At 64.2% G+C, this 17,268-nt stretch carries 17 protein-coding genes; 9 read left to right on the top strand and 8 right to left on the bottom strand.

What is annotated here, in order from left to right; all coding sequences use genetic code 11:
• Positions 1-2: 2 nt before the first annotated feature.
• From BLS26_RS15500 to BLS26_RS15485, 4 genes are all read right to left on the bottom strand, one after another.
• Positions 3-1,499, bottom strand: a complete 1,497-nt coding sequence (locus tag BLS26_RS15500; RefSeq protein ID WP_092512480.1) for a murein L,D-transpeptidase family protein — start codon at positions 1,497-1,499, stop codon at positions 3-5.
• Between the two features lie 318 nt (positions 1,500-1,817).
• Positions 1,818-2,780, bottom strand: a complete 963-nt coding sequence (locus BLS26_RS15495) for an acetyl-CoA carboxylase carboxyltransferase subunit alpha (RefSeq protein ID WP_092512478.1) — start codon at positions 2,778-2,780, stop codon at positions 1,818-1,820.
• Positions 2,781-3,036: 256 nt separating this feature from the next.
• The gene (gene xerD / locus BLS26_RS15490; RefSeq protein WP_092512476.1) at positions 3,037-4,005 is read right to left on the bottom strand and encodes a site-specific tyrosine recombinase XerD; all 969 of its coding nucleotides are present in this window, start codon (positions 4,003-4,005) and stop codon (positions 3,037-3,039) included.
• Positions 4,006-4,021: 16 nt separating this feature from the next.
• A complete protein-coding gene (locus BLS26_RS15485; protein WP_074820420.1) occupies positions 4,022-4,168 on the bottom strand; it encodes a histidine kinase in 147 nt (48 codons plus the stop codon).
• 144 nt (positions 4,169-4,312) lie between these two features.
• On the opposite strand from BLS26_RS15485, the gene BLS26_RS15480 reads away from it, so the two are divergent.
• Genes BLS26_RS15480 through BLS26_RS15470 form a run of 3 tightly spaced genes read left to right on the top strand, consistent with a single transcriptional unit; the run spans position 4,313 to position 7,466 of the window.
• Positions 4,313-4,948 (top strand): shikimate kinase, encoded by a 636-nt coding sequence (locus BLS26_RS15480; protein WP_092512474.1) that lies wholly within the window; start codon positions 4,313-4,315, stop codon positions 4,946-4,948.
• A gap of 30 nt (positions 4,949-4,978) precedes the next feature.
• Positions 4,979-6,124, top strand: coding sequence for a 3-dehydroquinate synthase (gene aroB / locus BLS26_RS15475; protein ID WP_092512472.1), 1,146 nt, complete (start codon positions 4,979-4,981; stop codon positions 6,122-6,124).
• A 34-nt stretch (positions 6,125-6,158) separates the two neighbouring features.
• On the top strand, positions 6,159-7,466 hold the full coding sequence (locus BLS26_RS15470) for an HlyC/CorC family transporter (protein WP_092512470.1): 1,308 nt from the start codon (positions 6,159-6,161) through the stop codon (positions 7,464-7,466).
• A 115-nt stretch (positions 7,467-7,581) separates the two neighbouring features.
• Here BLS26_RS15470 and BLS26_RS15465 read toward each other — a convergent pair whose 3' ends face one another.
• Together BLS26_RS15465 and BLS26_RS15460 are read right to left on the bottom strand one after the other, a co-directional pair.
• The gene (locus tag BLS26_RS15465) at positions 7,582-8,037 is read right to left on the bottom strand and encodes a hypothetical protein (RefSeq protein ID WP_244541950.1); all 456 of its coding nucleotides are present in this window, start codon (positions 8,035-8,037) and stop codon (positions 7,582-7,584) included.
• A 179-nt stretch (positions 8,038-8,216) separates the two neighbouring features.
• Positions 8,217-8,492, bottom strand: a complete 276-nt coding sequence (locus BLS26_RS15460; protein WP_092512468.1) for a BolA family transcriptional regulator — start codon at positions 8,490-8,492, stop codon at positions 8,217-8,219.
• A 110-nt stretch (positions 8,493-8,602) separates the two neighbouring features.
• On the opposite strand from BLS26_RS15460, the gene BLS26_RS15455 reads away from it, so the two are divergent.
• Positions 8,603-9,250: a J domain-containing protein gene (locus BLS26_RS15455; RefSeq protein ID WP_092512466.1), complete on the top strand. Its 648-nt coding sequence runs from the start codon at positions 8,603-8,605 to the stop codon at positions 9,248-9,250.
• Between the two features lie 204 nt (positions 9,251-9,454).
• Here the strand turns inward: BLS26_RS15455 and BLS26_RS15450 are convergent, their stop codons facing one another.
• Positions 9,455-10,546 carry a citrate synthase/methylcitrate synthase gene (locus BLS26_RS15450; protein WP_092512464.1) on the bottom strand — a complete coding sequence of 364 codons (1,092 nt, stop codon included), beginning with the start codon at positions 10,544-10,546 and terminating at the stop codon, positions 9,455-9,457.
• 72 nt (positions 10,547-10,618) lie between these two features.
• Between BLS26_RS15450 and BLS26_RS15445 the strand changes: the two genes are divergently transcribed.
• Complete coding sequence (locus tag BLS26_RS15445; RefSeq protein WP_092512462.1) at positions 10,619-11,830, top strand: citrate synthase family protein; 1,212 nt, start codon at positions 10,619-10,621, stop codon at positions 11,828-11,830.
• Between the two features lie 14 nt (positions 11,831-11,844).
• Here the strand turns inward: BLS26_RS15445 and BLS26_RS15440 are convergent, their stop codons facing one another.
• Positions 11,845-12,498: a DedA family protein gene (locus BLS26_RS15440; RefSeq protein ID WP_092512460.1), complete on the bottom strand. Its 654-nt coding sequence runs from the start codon at positions 12,496-12,498 to the stop codon at positions 11,845-11,847.
• Positions 12,499-12,801: 303 nt separating this feature from the next.
• On the opposite strand from BLS26_RS15440, the gene cobS reads away from it, so the two are divergent.
• From cobS to BLS26_RS15420, 4 genes are read left to right on the top strand one after another with little or no spacing between them, the layout of a single operon-like run.
• Positions 12,802-13,800, top strand: coding sequence for a cobaltochelatase subunit CobS (cobS, locus tag BLS26_RS15435; RefSeq protein ID WP_092512458.1), 999 nt, complete (start codon positions 12,802-12,804; stop codon positions 13,798-13,800).
• Positions 13,801-13,803: 3 nt separating this feature from the next.
• On the top strand, positions 13,804-14,214 hold the full coding sequence (locus BLS26_RS15430; protein WP_092512456.1) for a GNAT family N-acetyltransferase: 411 nt from the start codon (positions 13,804-13,806) through the stop codon (positions 14,212-14,214).
• On the top strand, positions 14,211-16,112 hold the full coding sequence (gene cobT, locus BLS26_RS15425) for a cobaltochelatase subunit CobT (protein WP_092512454.1): 1,902 nt from the start codon (positions 14,211-14,213) through the stop codon (positions 16,110-16,112). The genes BLS26_RS15430 and cobT overlap by 4 nt, the downstream gene beginning before the upstream one ends.
• Position 16,113: 1 nt before the next feature.
• Positions 16,114-17,184 (top strand): esterase-like activity of phytase family protein, encoded by a 1,071-nt coding sequence (locus tag BLS26_RS15420; RefSeq protein WP_092512452.1) that lies wholly within the window; start codon positions 16,114-16,116, stop codon positions 17,182-17,184.
• Positions 17,185-17,268 lie beyond the last annotated feature (84 nt).

The following is a 17,268-nucleotide window of genomic DNA, read 5'->3' as shown; positions in this document are numbered from 1 at the left end:
GCCTACTTCACCGCCCCAAATCGGCTGTCGAACGAGTTCGTCGACACGATCGGCGCTGATCCCGCAACCTGGCTGGGCGCGGCGGCAGGTGCGGCGGCTTGCGCCGGCGCATCGGAGACGGATGGTTTCAACGCCGGCTTGGCGGCGGCAACCTTCGGCGCGGCGGGCTTCGGCACTGAGGCCTCGGGACGCGGCGTTTCGGTGCGCTTGGCCTCGATCACTTTCGGCTTTGCGGGCGGCGGCGGCGCGCTTGCCGTCGTTGCAGTCGCATCGGCGGTGCCGCCGATGCCGACCTTGCGGGCGAGGCTGGAGAAGAAGCCGTCGTTCTGCGCCGTCGGCGCGGCGTTCGCGACCCGCGTCGGTCCAGCGGTCGGCGCCGGTGCTGCCGCGAGTTTCGGCTCTTCGGGCGCGCCCTGCAGCAGATTGTTGGACGGCGAGTTCGGCGCGCGGGGAGGATTGACGGTCGAGGGAATGGTGCCGGGCGCGCGCGACATCGCCAGCACCGACAGGCCCTGGCTGTCGCCGCCTTCGGAGAGACCCGTATTGCCTTCAGGCACACGGGCAGCGAACACCTTGTTCATGCCACCATCGATGCCGGTATTCATCTGCGCGACCGGTGTCCCCTTCGCGATCAGCCTGGCGGTTTCGGCCAACTCGGTCGCCTGCTTCTCGCGCACGGCGTCGGCGACTTCGTCCGGAATGGCGTAGGCCGGGCACTTGGCGGAGGCCTCGAACACCGGATCACGGGTAGCGTTCGGCGCCCGAATGGCATCGAACACGTATTTCTTTTCACAGAAATCGACCTTCGGCTCCTGCTTCGTCACCTCGAAATGATCGTAGCCTTCCTTGATCATCTTCCAGAACGGCATGTTCGGATTGTTCCGATGCTTGGCCATGTTGATCGGCGTCATCCGGAACGGATAGGCCTGAAACTGAAACGATTTCTGGCCGCCGAAGAACGACTCTCGGCCGAGCGAATAGATTTCCGCGATCTGCTCGTCGGTCATTGCGTAGCAGCCGCGCGAGGAGCAATCGCCATGCACCATCAACTGCGAGCCGGAGCGGCCGAGCGAACGGTCGAATGCGTTGGGGTAGCCGGTGTTGAAGGAGAGGTAGTAGGCCGACTGCGGATTCATCTGCGCCGGCGAAATATTATAGAAGCCTTCCGGCGCCTGACGGTCGCCTTCGCGGACCTTGGGTCCGAGATCGCCCGACCAGCGGCAGATCGGATAGGTCTTCAGCAGCGCAAAACGTCCGCTGCGATCCTGCTTCCAGACTTCAAGCTCGGCTTCCTGCTTGAACAACCGGACCAGGACCGGCGAATTCAGGTCCATGTCCTTTTCGACCATCGCCTGGATCAGCTTCGGCGGAACCGGCTGGTTGGCCTTGGCATTGGTAGCGAGTGAGATTTGATCGCTATCACAGCCGGCCATCAACACACCGGCGCCCGCAAGGGCAGCCGAGGTTACAAGCGCGCGAACCAGCGAGCGGTATTTCAAAGGCTAAGCTCCACACCCATCGGGCAATTTTCGCACCCCAACCACAGCGTCATGCCCTGAAGCCAATGTATAAAATCTTACCCTTTGGCCGATTTGGTCGCAACCTGAACCAGCCGTGCCAGCCGGTTGCACGGCGGGCATGGTCAACAGGAGTTAAAGAACGGGCTCGGGGCCTAATTGCGGCCGAGATCAATGATTTGACAAAAAATTGGCGGTTTTGGGGGCGGCCAGAGCGTTTCCGGGACGCGAGTCGGATTCGGCTAAAAACCGTGTCAAAACAATAGAATAGGCCAGATCCCAATTCGATCGGAACGAGCTTTAGCCGAGCTTCCGGCCGATATCGAGGAATTTCTGCCGCCGCTGGCGGCGGACGCCATCGGCATCGAGGTTGCGCAGGTCGTCGAAAGCCTGCGCGATGGCATCGCCGGTGGCCGCGATCATGGCGGCCGAATCGCGGTGGGCGCCGCCCGCGGGCTCCTTCAGGATCAGGTCGATGACGCCGAATCGCAGCATGTCCTGCGCCGTGATCTTCATGCTGGTCGCGGCTTCCTGGGCCTTGGTGCCGTCGCGCCACAGGATCGAGGAGGCCGCCTCCGGCGAAATCACGCTGTAGATCGCGTGTTCGAACATCAGCACCTTGTTGGCGGTGGTGATGGCGATGGCGCCGCCGGACATGCCTTCGCCGGTGACGATCGCGACATTGGGCACGCCGAGCGACAGGCAGGCGTCGGTGGAGCGCGCGATCGCTTCCGCCTGGCCGCGTTCCTCGGCGCCGATGCCGGGATAGGCGCCGGCCGAATCGACAATCGACAGCACAGGGATGCCGAACCGGTCGGCCATCTCCATCAGGCGAACGGCTTTGCGGTAGCCTTCGGGGCGGGCCATGCCGAAATTATGCTTGATGCGGCTCTCGGTGGTGGCGCCCTTTTCCTGGCCGATGACACAGATGCTCTCGCCACGGAAGCGGCCGAAGCCGCCCATCAGCGCCTCGTCCTCGCCGAACTTGCGGTCGCCTGCCATCGGCGTGAATTCCGATATCAGCGCGCTGACGAAATCACTGAAGTGCGGCCGCTGCGGATGCCGCGCAACCAGCGTCTTCTGCCATGGGGTCAGGTTGGAGTAGAGGTCGGTCAGGGCCTGCGACGCCTTGTCCTCGATCCGCGAAATCTCGTCGCCGATGTCGCTGCCGGTTGCGGCAAGCGCACGCAACTCGTCGACCTTGGCCTCGAGTTCGGCAACGGGTTTTTCGAAGTCGAGATAGCTGCGCATCTGATCCGGCATCAAATCAATATAGGGAACAACGCGACAGGACGCGAAGCGGTTTCGATTGGTCCCCAGAAAGCACGCATCTTCAATGATTTAGCGTGGATTTCGATTGCGGGGAGCCTGATTGCGAAACGCACGCCGAGCACGGCCACGGGCGGGAGACGGCTCTTTCGGGGGAGATGACGCGGAAGTCAAGACGGGCGGTCTATCATCCGTCGTCCCCGCCTGGTGCGCAATTGCGCACGGGGGCGCAGGGACGACCGATAGCGTCTCATTTCTCCGCCAGCGGATGCAGGTCGCGCACCAGGCTTTTCAGCCGCTCCTCGACCACATGGGTGTAGATCTGCGTGGTCGAAATATCGGTGTGGCCGAGCAGCGTCTGCACGATGCGCAGGTCGGCGCCGTTGTGCAGCAGGTGGCTGGCAAAGGCGTGGCGCAGCACGTGCGGCGATATCAGCCGCGGCGCGAGGCCTGAGGCGGCCGCCAGTTCTTTCAGGTCACGCGCAAAATGCTGCCGCGTCAGATGCCCGCTCTCGCCGAAGGAGGGAAACAGCCACTTCGAGGCCGGGGTGTTTTTCTTCTTCTCAGGCTTCAGTACCTCCATCGCGGCGAGATAGTCGGCCATCGCTTGCCGCGAGGCTTCGTTCAGCGGGACCAGCCGTTCCTTGTTGCCTTTGCCGCGTACCACGATCATGCGGGCGTCGCGGCGCGAGGCCGACAGCGGCAGGGCCACCAGTTCCGAGACACGCAAGCCGGTGGCGTAGAGCACTTCCAGCAGGCAATAGAGCCGCAGCGCGCGCAGCCGCTGCTGCGGCGAGACATCCTGCTCGGTCAGTTCCTTGGCCCGCGTCAGCATGCGATCGACATCCGCGATCGACAGCACCTTGGGCAGGCCGCGGCCGCGCTTCGGGCCCGACAGGATCGCTGCCGGATCGTCGCTGCGGATTCGCTCGTTCAGCAGGAAGCGAAACAGGTGCCGCATCGCCGACAGCCGGCGCGCCACGGAGGAGGATTTGAAGCCTCTCGTGTCGAGATCGGCGAGGTAGTTCCGCAATGTATCGGTTTCGGCGCCGGCAAAATTCTGCCCGCTGCGGCCGAGGAACTCGGAAAAATCCGTTAGATCCCGGCGGTAGGCGTCGAGCGTATTGTCGCCCGCGCCCTGTTCTGCCGCGAGCATGTCGAGGAACAGGTTGATGAGTTTGGCGTCGGAGGTCTTGGACGGGTTCTTGGGGTTCCGCATCGTCAGACCATAGCGCCTATTTCTTGAGGAACTTGTCTGCGGGGATGGTGACGGTCATTTCCCGCGGCTTTGGATTGACGAAATTGGCCAGCGCGAAAATCGCGCCGTAGATCACCCCGGCGATCACGCCGACGACCGTCAGAAAGCGGAACAGACTTGGCATATTTGGGGCTCAGGCGGCGAAATTAACCATTGAAATCATCCAACATGTTCCCCGCCGGCTTGCAAGAGTCTCTGGCAAGGGCGTTGCTGGGGGTAGTATAGGTGGCGCCAGAACGCCCAAAAACCCAGCGATGACCGAGTTTTGATGTCCGAGACCGCCGCCCAGGCACCCGCCAGTACCCCTCAGGAGGCCGAGATCACGGCCGCCTTGGGAGCGCGTTCGATCGTGCTGGTGGGCATGATGGGGGCCGGCAAATCCACCATCGGCCGGCGGCTGGCGGCGCGGCTGCGGTTGCCGTTTCTCGACGCCGACATCGAGATCGAGGCGGCACATGCCGGAATGACGATTCCGGAAATTTTCGCGGTTCATGGCGAGCCGTATTTTAGGGATGGCGAGGCGCGGGTGATCGCGCGGCTGCTCGACAATGGACCGGCGGTGATCGCGACCGGCGGCGGCGCCTTCATGCGCGAGGAAACCCGCAACCGCATTCGCGACAAGGCGGTGTCGATCTGGCTCAAGGCCGACGCCGACGTCATCATGAAGCGCGTCAAACGTCGTGCCGACCGGCCGCTGCTGCAGACCGAGGATCCGGCAGCGACCATTAGCCGTCTGCTCGAAGCGCGCGAGCCGGTCTATCAGAGCGCCGACCTGACGATCTGGTCGCGCGACGTGCCGCACGACCGGATCGTCGACGAATGTATCGAGGCCCTGCGCGCCCGGCTGGGTGTCGGCGTAGCGGCAGCTCAACCAACACCGGACGGGATCAGCGCCACGCCATGACCCTGTTACCAACATGACTCTGGTACCGAAATGACTGCGCCACTGAAACATTCCGCCGATATCACGGTCGACGTCGCCCTCGGCGACCGCGCCTATGACATCGTCATCGGCCGCGACGTGCTGCCGTCGCTCGGCGCGCGCGTCGCCGCGTTGCGGCCGGGCGTGCGAACCGCCATCGTCACCGATCGCACCGTTGCGAAGCGCTGGCTGGAGCCAACCGAAAGCTCGCTGGCAGCCGCCGGCATCCCGACCTCGCGCGTCATCGTCGAGGAAGGCGAGGGGTCGAAAAGCTATTCGGGTCTGGAAAAGGTCAGCGAAGCGCTGATCGCGGCGAAGATCGAGCGCAACGATCTCGTCATCGCGCTCGGCGGCGGCGTGGTCGGCGATCTCGCCGGCTTCGCGGCGTCGATCCTGCGCCGCGGCGTCGATTTCGTGCAGGTGCCGACCTCGCTATTGGCGCAGGTGGATTCCTCCGTCGGCGGCAAGACCGGTATCAATTCGCCGCAGGGCAAGAACCTGCTTGGCGCGTTTCACCAGCCGGTGCTGGTCATCGCCGACACCTCCGTGCTCGACACGCTGTCGCCGCGCCAGTTCCGCGCCGGCTATGCCGAAGTCGCCAAATACGGCGCGCTCGGCGACGAGGCGTTCTTCGCCTGGCTCGAAGCCAACCATGCCGATATCTTTTCCGGCGGCGCGGCGCGCGAGCACGCGATCGCAACGTCGTGCCGGGCCAAGGCGGCGATCGTGTCGCGCGACGAGCGCGAAACCGGCGAGCGCGCCCTGCTCAATCTCGGCCACACCTTCGGCCACGCGCTGGAAGCGGCGACCGGCTTTTCCGATCGCCTGTTCCACGGCGAAGGCGTATCCGTCGGCATGGTGCTGGCGGCGGAATTCTCCGCAAAGCTCGGCATGATCTCCGAGCAGGACGCCGCCCGGATCGAACGCCACCTTGCTTCGGTCGGCCTGCCGACCCATTTGCAGGATATCGCGGGTTTTGCCCAGGAAGGGCTGGCCGATGCCGATGCGCTGCTGGCGCTGATGGCGCAGGACAAGAAGGTCAAGCGCGGCAAACCGACCTTCATCCTGCTCGAGGCGGTCGGCCGCGCGGTGATCGCCAACGATGTCGAGCCGTCATTGGTCCGTGATTTTCTAAAGGCCAAACTGGCCAAAGCGTGAGCGCTGTCGCTTAACTCCGTCCGGATGCAATAAATTGGACTGGTTTACCTTCTCGATCGTCATCGGATGTCTCCTGGTCTCCGCCTTTTTCTCGGCGAGCGAGACCGCGTTGACCGGTGCCTCGCGCGCCAGCATGTTGCGGCTTTCCAAGCAGGGCAGCCGCGAAGCCGGCGTGGTGTCCAGCCTGTTCGCGATGCGCGAGCGGATGATCGGCGCGCTGCTGCTCGGCAACAACATCGCCAATATCGGCGCCTCCGCGCTGGCTACCGGCATCTTCACCGCGTGGTTCGGTGAGGTCGGCGTGCTCTATGCGACCGGCGTGATGACGGTGCTGGTCGTGATCTTCGCCGAGGTATTGCCGAAGACCATTGCGATCAACGCGCCCGACCGGGTGTCGCTGCTGGTCGCCCGCCCGATGAAGCTCGTGGTCTATCTGCTCGGCCCACTGCTCACCGTGATCGAGGCTGTTGTCGTCGTGCTGATGAAAATGCTGGGCATCAAGATCGGTGCCAACCAGCCGATCCTGTCGCCGACCGAGCGTCTGCGCGGCGCGGTCGACCTGCTGCATCACGAGGGCAAGGTCGAGAAACAGGACCGCGATATGTTCGGCGGCCTGCTGGACCTGCGCGAGCTGCAGGTCTCCGACGTCATGGTTCACCGCACCGAAATGGTGATGATCAACGCCGACCTGCCGCCGGAGGATCTGGTGCGCGAGGTGCTGGCGACCGAATACACCCGCATTCCGCTGTGGCGCGACAAGCCGGAAAACATCATCGGCGTGCTGCACGCCAAGGATCTGCTGCGCGCGATCCGCGCCGCCGAAGGCGACACCGCCAGCATCGACGTCTCGACCATCGCGCTGCCGCCGTGGTTCGTGCCGGAAATGCGCCCGGTCTCCGAGCAACTCAAGGCGTTTCGCCGCCGCAAGACCCATTTCGCGCTGGTGGTCGACGAATACGGCGAAGTCGAAGGCATGGTGACGCTGGAAGACATCCTGGAGGAGATCGTCGGCGACATCTCCGACGAGCACGACGTGGTGGTGGCCGGCGTCCGCGCCCAGCCCGACGGCTCCGTGGTGGTCGACGGTTCGGTGCCGATCCGCGATCTCAATCGCGCGATGGACTGGCATCTGCCCGACGAAGAGGCAACGACGGTTGCAGGCCTCGTGATCCACGAGGCGCGCTCGATCCCCGACCGCGGCCAGAGCTTTACCTTCCACGGCTTCCGCTTCCGCGTGCTGCGCCGCGAGCGCAACCGTATCACCGCGCTGCGCATCGTTCAGGTGCCGCGCGACGCGGAGGTCGAGGAGAAGAAGCCGAAGCGGGCAGGGACGGCGTTTTAGAGCGCTGTCGGTTCTGATTGGGTCTACTTTTTTTGTTTGACGCGTTTTCTTGGCGCGAACCGGCGGCCACCCTCGGATCAAGTCCGAGAGCATGCTTCGCTCAAAAACGCGATGGTTATTCGATATCGATGGTAACGCCGCTGAGCTTCCAGGCGCCGTCGGAGGGAATGAAGCCGAGCTGGTATTTCACCTTCTTGGGCGCGGTGTCGAAATGGCCTTTCAGGCGCAGCACGCCCTGCTCGTCGATCTTCGCGTCCTCGTCGGCAACGACCGGGCTCGCCACCACAGCGTCGAACACGGCATGCTTGTCGATCAGGTCCTTGAAGACGGTACGTAGTTTTTCGGGTGGGAACTGCTCGCGAAACGGTTTTGATATCTTGGCGTGGAGCACCGTGAAGTTGTCGGCGGCCACGGCGTCGTTGAGCGTGACGAGAATGCTCTTGACCAGCACTTCCTGCACAAAGGGGCTCGGCATATCCAGCGCCTGGGCCTTGTCCAGTGCCCTGGCCGAGGCGAGCGCAGCCAGCGCCGTCATGGCTGCGACCCATCTGAAGCGTGCCCAATACGGCATCGGACGACCCCGCGGACCGGCGATGGCCTAAAGGGGTCGTGCCCGACCCGCTATATCCCGGGAATTGCGTCCACCGCCTGGTTGTTACTCAGCATAAATCAAAATGGCGCAGGCGTCTGCGCGATCTTGCGCGAAAGCCACAAGACCCGCACCTGACCGGCGCGCCAGTGCTGCGGCGTTTAGCCCTGCTTTTCGCCTGGAGCTTGTGCCTTGATCGCCAGCGCGTGGACGGAGCCCTTGAGTTCCGCCTCCAAGGTCGTATTCACCATGCGGTGACGTTCGATCCGGCTCTTCCCTTCGAAGGCCGGAGATACGATATAAACCCTGAAATGTGTCTCGCCGCCCGGCCTGTGGCCGGCGTGGCCCTCATGCAGATGCGATTCGTCCGCAACGTCGAGGCTTTCCGGCACGAAAGCTTCACGCAACTTGTTTATGATAGCGTCCCTGGTGTTCATGATGGCGGCAGATACGTCTGCTTCCGTCTTCCGTCAATGGGTGTATCGAGAGAGAGGTATTCGCAATGTCAAGACTTGAAGCCTCGGGCATTGCGTAGTCAAAGTCAGCCATGCCGATTGATTCATCCAAGTTCTTCGATTCCATTCGCATCAAGCCCAACAAGGTGAGTGCGAAGCAGCAGGCGCAGGCGCGCGAGGAAGCCGCCATGTGCGAGTGGGCGGGCTGCCCGAACAAGGGCCCGCACCGCGCGCCGAAGGGCCGCGAGAACTCGCGCGAGTATTTCCACTTCTGTCTCAATCACGTCCGCGAGTACAATCAGAACTACAATTTCTTCCAGGGCATGAATGCCGACGCCGTCGCGCGCTACCAGAAGGATGCGCTGACCGGCCACCGTCCGACCTGGAAGATGGGCGCCAATACCGCCGGCAAGAAGGGCAAGCTTGCCGCCGAGGAAATGGACGGCGCGGCCGATCCGTTCAGCATGTTCTCCGAGCTCAACGGGCGTGGCCGCTGGCGGCCCGGTCCGGGCGCTGAAGCCAAGGCCGAGACCCGCAAGATCATGAACGCCGAGCGCAAGGCGCTGCAGGTGATGGGCCTCACGGCGGAAGCGACGCTGGAAGACGTCAAGGCGAAGTACAAGGCGCTGGTCAAGCAGCACCATCCCGACGCCAATGGCGGCGACCGCTCCACCGAGGATCGCCTGATCGAGATCATCAAGGCGTATAATTATCTCAAGACCGTGGTCCGCGGCGCGTAGCGCGCCGAACGAAAATCTTGCGTCGTCCCTGCGTACGCAGGGACCCATACGCCGCGGCCTATCGATATTAGACAGCCGGTCGCCGACTTTCACTCAACAAGACAAGCCTGTGGTTGTGGGTCCCTGCGCCCGTGCGCAATTGCGCACTAGGCAGGGACGACGGCGGAGTTTGCGGCTCCGCCGCCGTTCAACGCCGTCGCATTCTCACTCCGGCATCGGCCCGACATAGGCCGAACTCGGCCTTATCAGCCTGCCGCCGCGCTGCTGCTCGCGGGCATGTGCGGTCCAGCCGGCGGCGCGCGCCACCGCAAATATAGGTGTAAACGCCTGCCGCGGGATTTTCAGCGTGTCGAGCAGGATCGCGGTGAAGAACTCCACATTGGTGTCGAGCGGCCGTTCCGGATTTTTCCGCCGCAGCGCGCTTCGAATATAGGCCTCGACCTCGCTCGCGAACGGCAAATCGGTGCCGCCGCCGGCGAGCCGTTCGATCGCGTGCTTCAGCACGTCGGCGCGCGGATCGCGGACGCGATAGACGCGATGACCAAAGCCCATCAGCCGCTCGCCGCGCGCCAGCGCGCTGTCGACCCAGGGCTGGATCCGCTCAGCCGATCCGATCGCATCCAGCATTTCCAGCACCGGCTCCGGCGCGCCGCCGTGCAGCGGTCCGGTCAATGCGCAGTAGCCGGCGGTCACGGCTGCGAACAGGTCGGCCTGCGTCGAGGCCACGACGCGGGTCGTAAATGTCGAGGCGTTCATGCCGTGATCGCACACCGTGACGAAGTAGGCGTCGAGGGCTGCGACCTCGCCGGGGTCGGGCTTGCGGCCCAGCATCATCGACAGCGTGTCGGCGGCATGGCTGGCGTTAGGATTGGGCGCGACCGGATCGCTGCCTTTTGAGCGCTGCACCAGCGCGCCGGCGATCACCGGAAATGCGCCGACGATCGTGGCTTCGTGCGTCAGTCCGGCTTCTACGCGCAGCCCGGCGATTGCCGCCCGGAAACCGTCGACCACCGACAGCCCGCGGGTGATGCCGAGCAGACCCGGCAGCCGTGCGAAGGCGCGTTCGCGCCCGGCGCCCAGGGCGGCGCGTACCGCAGCCTCGCCGATCGGCTGGCCGGTGCCGCCGCTCCATAGGCGGGCGGTGACGCCCTCGAAGCCGGTTTTTCGGGCGAGGTCGCCGACGCGCTCGCCGGCAATGATCAGTTCGCCGCGCTCGCCGTCGACATGGCTGAGCACGGTTTCGGCAGCGGGAACGCCGTCGAGGCCGATCGGGGTCTTGGACAGTCGAATGTTCATGGCAGGTCTCCTTTGTGGTTTCAAAGGTCGGCCTACTCGACAGATTGATCAATCTTGATTATGTAAATCAATATGAAAAAATCCGCCGGCCTCTATCTGTCCGCCCGCGAGGCCTCCGCCGAACTCGCGATCTCGCAGGCGACGCTTTATGCCTATGTCAGCCGCGGGCTGATCCGCTCCGAGCCGTCGCAGGATTCGCGCAGCCACCGCTATCGGGCCGAGGATGTCCGCACCCTGAAAGAGCGGCGGACGCCGTCGCCGGAACCGCGGGGGTTGCGAAGTTTCGACGCTGACCTGCCGGTGCTGGATTCGTCGGTCGCGACCATCACCGAGGACGGCCCGATCTATCGCGGCGTCAATTGCGTCGACCTCGCCGAGCGCGACACGCTGGAACATGCCGCGACGCTGTTGTGGGATGTCACCGGTGCCGATCCGTTCGAACAGGACAATTGCCCCAGCTTCTCCGACGAAATGCGCGCGGTGGCCGAAGCCACGCGCGGGGCCAATGCGATCGATCGCGCGATTGCCGTTCTGGCGCTCGCCGCCGCGGCCGATCCGCGCGCCTTCACCCGCGCGCCCGAGGGCCGCGCGATGGTCGGTGGCCGCATCATGCGCCTTCTGGTCGCGACCATGCTGAACGCGAAATCATCGCCAAAGCCGCTGCATATCCAGATCGCGCGGGTGTGGGCGCCGGACCACAAGCACGCCGCCGATCTGATCCGCCGCGCGTTGGTTCTGCTGGCCGATCACGAACTGAATGCCTCGACCTTCACGGTGCGCTGCGCGGCATCGACCGGCTTGAACCTCTATGATTCCGTTATTGCAGGCCTCGTCGCGCTGAAGGGCCCAAAACATGGCGGCGCCGGCGTGCTGGCGGCGCAGCTCCTGAAGACGCTGGCAGGTGGCGAGGTTGCGCCTATGATCCGCGAGCGCGTCGCGCTCGGCGAGCGTTTTGCGGGCTTCGGCCATGGCGTCTACAAGCTCGGCGATCCCCGCGCAAAAGCCCTGCTGGAGGCATTGGCGCGTTCGGGTGCGGATCGCAAATTCACCCACGAAATTCCGGAGCGGATAGCGGAGGCGACCGGTGAATTCGTCAATATCGACTATGCGCTCGCGGTGCTGATTCACACGCTCGGCCTCCCGCCCGGCCATGAACTGGTGCTGTTTTCGATGGCCCGCACGGTCGGCTGGATCGCGCATGCCTGCGAGCAATTGCAGCACGGAAAACTGATCCGGCCCCGCGCCCGCTATATCGGTCCGGCGCCGGGACGGGGCGCCGCCTGATTATTTTCCCGTGATTACTTTTTTGCCGTCTCGATGATGCCGCCGCCGTGGCGGCGCCGGATGGTCCAGACGCCAAAGGCCACGACCAGCGCGCCACCCGCCACCGCCCACATCCAGAGATGTTTGCCGACATGCTCGTGATGCGACAGGCCATATTGATGCAGCACCGATACCGCCAGCACACCGGGCAGGACATGGGCCATTGCCCAGACCAGGATCGCGGGAATGTTGACGCCATAGAACTTCATCGGCGGCATCCCGAGCGCGCCGGCTGTGATCGGAACGAAGGCGCGGATCGGTGGCACGAAGCGGGCAAAGAACACCGCCAGCGCGCCCCAGCGGGTGAAAAAGCTTTCGCTCTGCGCGACCACATTTGGATAATTCGCTAACGGCCAGACGTTGAGGATCTCGCGTTGCGAGCGGTGACCGGCCAGGTAGGCGGTGCCGTCGCCGAGCAGGGCGCCGGCAATGGCGGAGGCCAGCACGCCCCATAGATTCAATTCTCCGCCCGGCACCAGCGCGCTCAGGGCCAGAATGATGGTCGAGCCCGGCACCAGCGCGCCGACCACCGGCACCGCTTCCAGCAGGGCCGCCAGAAACAGCGTGAGATAGGCCAGCCAGGCATGCTCTGAGACGAACGCGATCAGGGGATCAAGGAATGAGGTCACAGAGTTCCTGTTTCAGTGGGGATGCCGGCATCCAGACCTAACAACTCCGGACCGGGGTTGAAAGTGCCCGTGGGGCTCAAGATCAGCCCGGTCGGCGGCCCGGGTGGCGAAAGTGCGGCGTGATTCGCAGGGCAGCCCTCCAAAAACCTGACACATCACCTATCTCCATGATAAAGCAACGGAACTTTGATTGAGCCGCGGGCTTCTGCCGGCCGTTGCTCTCTGCTAGGTTTGTGGCAGACCCCATCCGCAGCCACTCAGCAAATCTGGTTTCGGGAAACAGCCCGGGACCTCGGAGGATTGATGACGACCGCCGCCATGACCAAAGTTACGGAGCCCGTCGGTTTGCCCGATATGAAGGTGTCGGTCCGGCAGGTGTTCGGAATCGACAGCGATCTCGAAGTGCCGGCCTATGCCGAAGTCGACCCGCATGTGCCGGAAGTCGATTCGGATTACCGCTTCGACCGCGCGACGACGCTCGCGGTTCTCGCCGGCTTCGCCCACAACCGCCGCGTCATGGTCACCGGCTATCACGGCACCGGCAAGTCGACCCATATCGAGCAGGTCGCCGCACGGCTGAACTGGCCCTGCGTGCGCGTCAACCTCGACAGCCACATCAGCCGCATCGATCTGGTCGGCAAGGACTCCATCGTCGTGCGCGACGGCAAGCAGGTCACCGAATTCCGTGACGGCATCCTGCCCTGGGCGTTGCAGCACAACATCGCGCTGGTGTTCGACGAATACGACGCCGGCCGTCCCGACGTGATGTTCGTGATCCAGCGCGTGCTGGAAGTTTCCGGCCGCCTGACGCTGCTGGACCAGAACAAGGTGATCAAGCCGCATCCGGCGTTCCGCCTGTTCTCGACCGCCAACACCGTCGGCCTCGGCGATACTTCGGGCCTCTATCACGGCACCCAGCAGATCAACCAGGGCCAGATGGACCGCTGGTCGATCGTCACCACGCTGAACTATCTGGCGCATGACGAGGAAGTCGAGATCGTGCTGGCGAAGGCAAAGCACTATCGCACGCAGGAAGGCCGCGACATCGTCAACAAGATGGTGCGGCTCGCCGATCTGACCCGCAACGCATTCGCCAACGGCGATCTGTCGACGGTGATGAGCCCGCGTACGGTGATCACCTGGGCGGAAAACGCCGATATCTTCTCCGACATCGGCTTCGCGTTCCGCGTCACCTTCCTCAACAAGTGCGACGAACTGGAGCGGCCGCTGGTGGCCGAATTCTATCAGCGCTGCTTCAACCAGGAGCTGGCCGAGAGTTCGGTCAACGTGGCGCTGAGCTGACCGATGCCGAAAATTTCCGTCGAGCGCACCATTGGATCGACCAAGAAGGCGGTGCTCGACGGATTGATTGCCTACAACCGCGAAAAGATGGGGAAGCAGAAATACAAGCGCCTCGCCGTCTCGCTGCGTGAAGGTGACGAGATCGTCGGCGGGATTGTCGGTGAAGTCTGGAGCACGCTGCTGTTCATCCAGCTGTTCTGGATGGAGCAGAAGCTTCGCGGCAAGGATTACGGAACGCGGCTGATCAAGGCGATCGAGGACGAAGCGAGGAAGCTCGGGGCCAAACGTTCCTATCTGGATACGATGAGTTTTCAGGCGCCGGGCTTCTACCGCGCCTGTGGGTATGAGGAATTCGGTTCAATCGACGGGTATCCTGAGGGCGTCACGCGCCATTGGTTCACGAAAGCGCTATGAGCACATCCAACTCCAAATTCCGCACCGGATCGAAGGAAGCGCCGACCGAGCCGTTCAAGCGTGCGGTCACGTCGTGCCTGCGCGCGATTGCGAAAGCGCCTGAACTGGAAGTGTCGTTCGCCGCCGAGCGACCGGGCCTTGCGCCGGGCAAGGCGCGGCTGCCGGAGCCGGCCCGCAAGATGACCAAGCGGGACGCGGCGATCGTGCGCGGCCATGCGGATTCCATCGCGCTGAAACTCGCCTGTCACGATCCCAAGGTGCACCGCAAGCTGATGCCGGGAAATCCGCAGGCGCGCGGCGTGTTCGAGGCGGTCGAGCAGGCCCGCGTCGAAGCCATCGGCTCACGGCGGATGGCGGGGGTTGCGAAGAATCTCACCGCGATGCTCGACGATCACTTTCATCGCGGCAAGTATGACGAAATCACCGACCGCGCCGACGCGCCGCTGTCGGACGCGCTGGCGATGCTGGTGCGCGAGCGCCTGACCGGCATGGCGCCGCCCGCGGCTGCCAAGAAGATGGTCGATCTCTGGCGGCCGGCGCTGGAAGACAAGATCGGCACCCGGCTCGACCAGTTGAGCCGGGTCACGGAGGACCAGGCGAAATTCGGCGACCTCGTGCACGACCTGTTGTCGGCGCTGGATCTCGGCGACGACCGCAATGCCGACGCCGATGACGACGAGAACGACGACGAGAATCAGGACGGCGAGAACGATCAGTCCGGCGCCGAGGGCTCGCCCGACTCGGATGCCGCGCAGGAAATGAGCGCCGACCAGGCGCAGGCCTCTACCGACGAGATGTCGGAGAGCGCGATGGAAAGCGCGCAGGCTTCCACCAGCGATACTTTCGACGACGGCGAACTCGGCGACGATGAGACGCCGGGCGAGGCGACGCGGCCGAATACCCGCGGCGCCAACGAACCGCGCGGACCGGAATATCACGCCTTCGCGCCGAAATTCGACGAGGTGATCGCGGCCGAAGATCTCTGCGACCATGATGAGCTGGAACGGCTGCGCTCTTATCTCGACAAGCAGCTCGCGCACCTGCAGGGCATCGTGGCGCGGCTGGCCAACCGGCTGCAGCGCCGCCTGATGGCGCAGCAGAACCGCGCCTGGGAGTTCGATCTCGAGGAAGGCATCCTCGATCCCGCCCGGCTGTCGCGCGTGGTGACCGATCCCTATCACCCGCTGTCGTTCATGCACGAGAAGGAAGCGACCTTCCGCGACACCGTGGTGACGCTGCTGTTGGACAATTCCGGTTCGATGCGTGGTCGCCCGATCACGGTGGCGGCGACCTGTGCCGACATCCTGGCGCGCACGCTGGAGCGTTGCGGCGTCAAGGTCGAGATTCTCGGCTTCACCACACGCGCCTGGAAGGGCGGGCAGTCGCGCGAAGCGTGGCTCGCCGCCGGCAAGCCGGCCAATCCCGGCCGGCTCAACGATCTCAGGCACATCATCTACAAGTCCGCCGACGCGCCCTGGCGCCGTTCGCGCAAGAATCTGGGCTTGATGATGCGTGAGGGGCTGCTGAAGGAAAACATCGACGGCGAGGCGCTCGACTGGGCGCACAAGCGCCTGCTTGGCCGTGCCGAGCAGCGCAAGATCCTGATGATGATTTCGGACGGCGCGCCGGTCGACGACTCCACGCTGTCGGTCAATCCCGGCAATTACCTCGAGCGCCATCTGCGCCATATCATCGAGGAGATCGAGACCCGCTCTCCGGTCGAACTGATCGCGATCGGCATCGGTCACGACGTCACGCGCTATTATCGCCGCGCCGTCACCATCGTCGATGCCGAGGAACTCGGCGGTGCGATTACCGAAAAGCTCGCCGAATTGTTCAGCGAGACCTCAGGCGCTGCGCCCACCACCAGCCGCCGGCCGCGCAAACTGCACTCGTGAGATGCGCGACCTCGTCAGCCGCCGCCGCTTCCTGAAATACTCGGCGGCGGGGCTTTCGGTGAGTGCCGTACCCAGCCTCGCGCGGGCGCAGACCGCGGTTCAACCGCCGCCGAAGCAGGCCACCCCGGGCGAATTCTCGGTCACGGCGCCGGTCTCGATCGAGGTCAATGCGCGGCCGCTGCCGTCGTTCGACACCCGCGACCGCTCGCATGTGCGGTTCGGTTCGCTGGAATATCGCAGCGGGCTCATTCTGACATCGCGGTTTCGCGGCTTCGGCGGATTGTCCGGCCTGCGGCTGGATGCGAAGGGCGAACGTTTCATCGCCATCAGCGACAAGGGAAGCTGGTTTACCGGCCGCATCGTCTACAAGGGCCGGGAGATGACCGGGCTCGACGATGTCGAGGCTTCGCCGATGCTCGGCCCCGACGGCAAGCCGATCACCTCGCGCGGCTGGTTCGACAGCGAGTCGATCGCGCTCGACGGGTCGATGGTCTATGTCGGGCTGGAGCGCGTCAATCAGCTGCTGCGGTTCGATTTTGCCAAGGGTTTTACCCGCGCGACCGGCGAAGTGGTGCCGCTGCCACCGACGGCACGCAAGCTGCCGTTCAACAAGGGGCTCGAGGCGCTGGTGATGGTGCCGAAGGGGTTTGCGCTGGCGGGAACACTGCTCGCGATCTCCGAACGCGGCCTCGACGCGCAGGGCAACATCCTCGCGTTTATGGTCGGCGGCAAGACACCAGGCCAGTTCACCGTCCGCCGCACCGACAATTTCGACATCAGCGACGCGGTGCTGCTGCCGTCAGGCGATTTGCTGTTGCTGGAGCGAAAATTCTCGCTGCTCGGCGGCATCGGCATCCGGATCCGTCGTATTCCACTCGCTTCGGTCGCCCCCGGCGCCGTGATCGACGGGCCTGCGATCTTCAATGCCGACCTCGGCCACGAGATCGACAACATGGAAGGCATCGACGCCCACGTCACGCCGGAAGGCGAAACGGTTCTCACGCTGGTCTCCGACGACAATTTTTCGATGATCCAGCGCAATCTGCTGCTGCAGTTCACGCTGGTGGAGTGACTTTGTCGTCCCGGCCAAGCGAAGCGCGAGCTCAGATGTGCAATCGCACATCGGGGGACCCATGCGCCGCGGCCTATCGCTCCT

The sequence above is a fragment of the Afipia sp. GAS231 genome (assembly GCF_900103365.1).
Taxonomy (GTDB): domain Bacteria; phylum Pseudomonadota; class Alphaproteobacteria; order Rhizobiales; family Xanthobacteraceae; genus Bradyrhizobium.
Note: the sequence above shows the minus strand (reverse complement) of the source record. Positions and strands in the feature narration are given on the sequence as shown.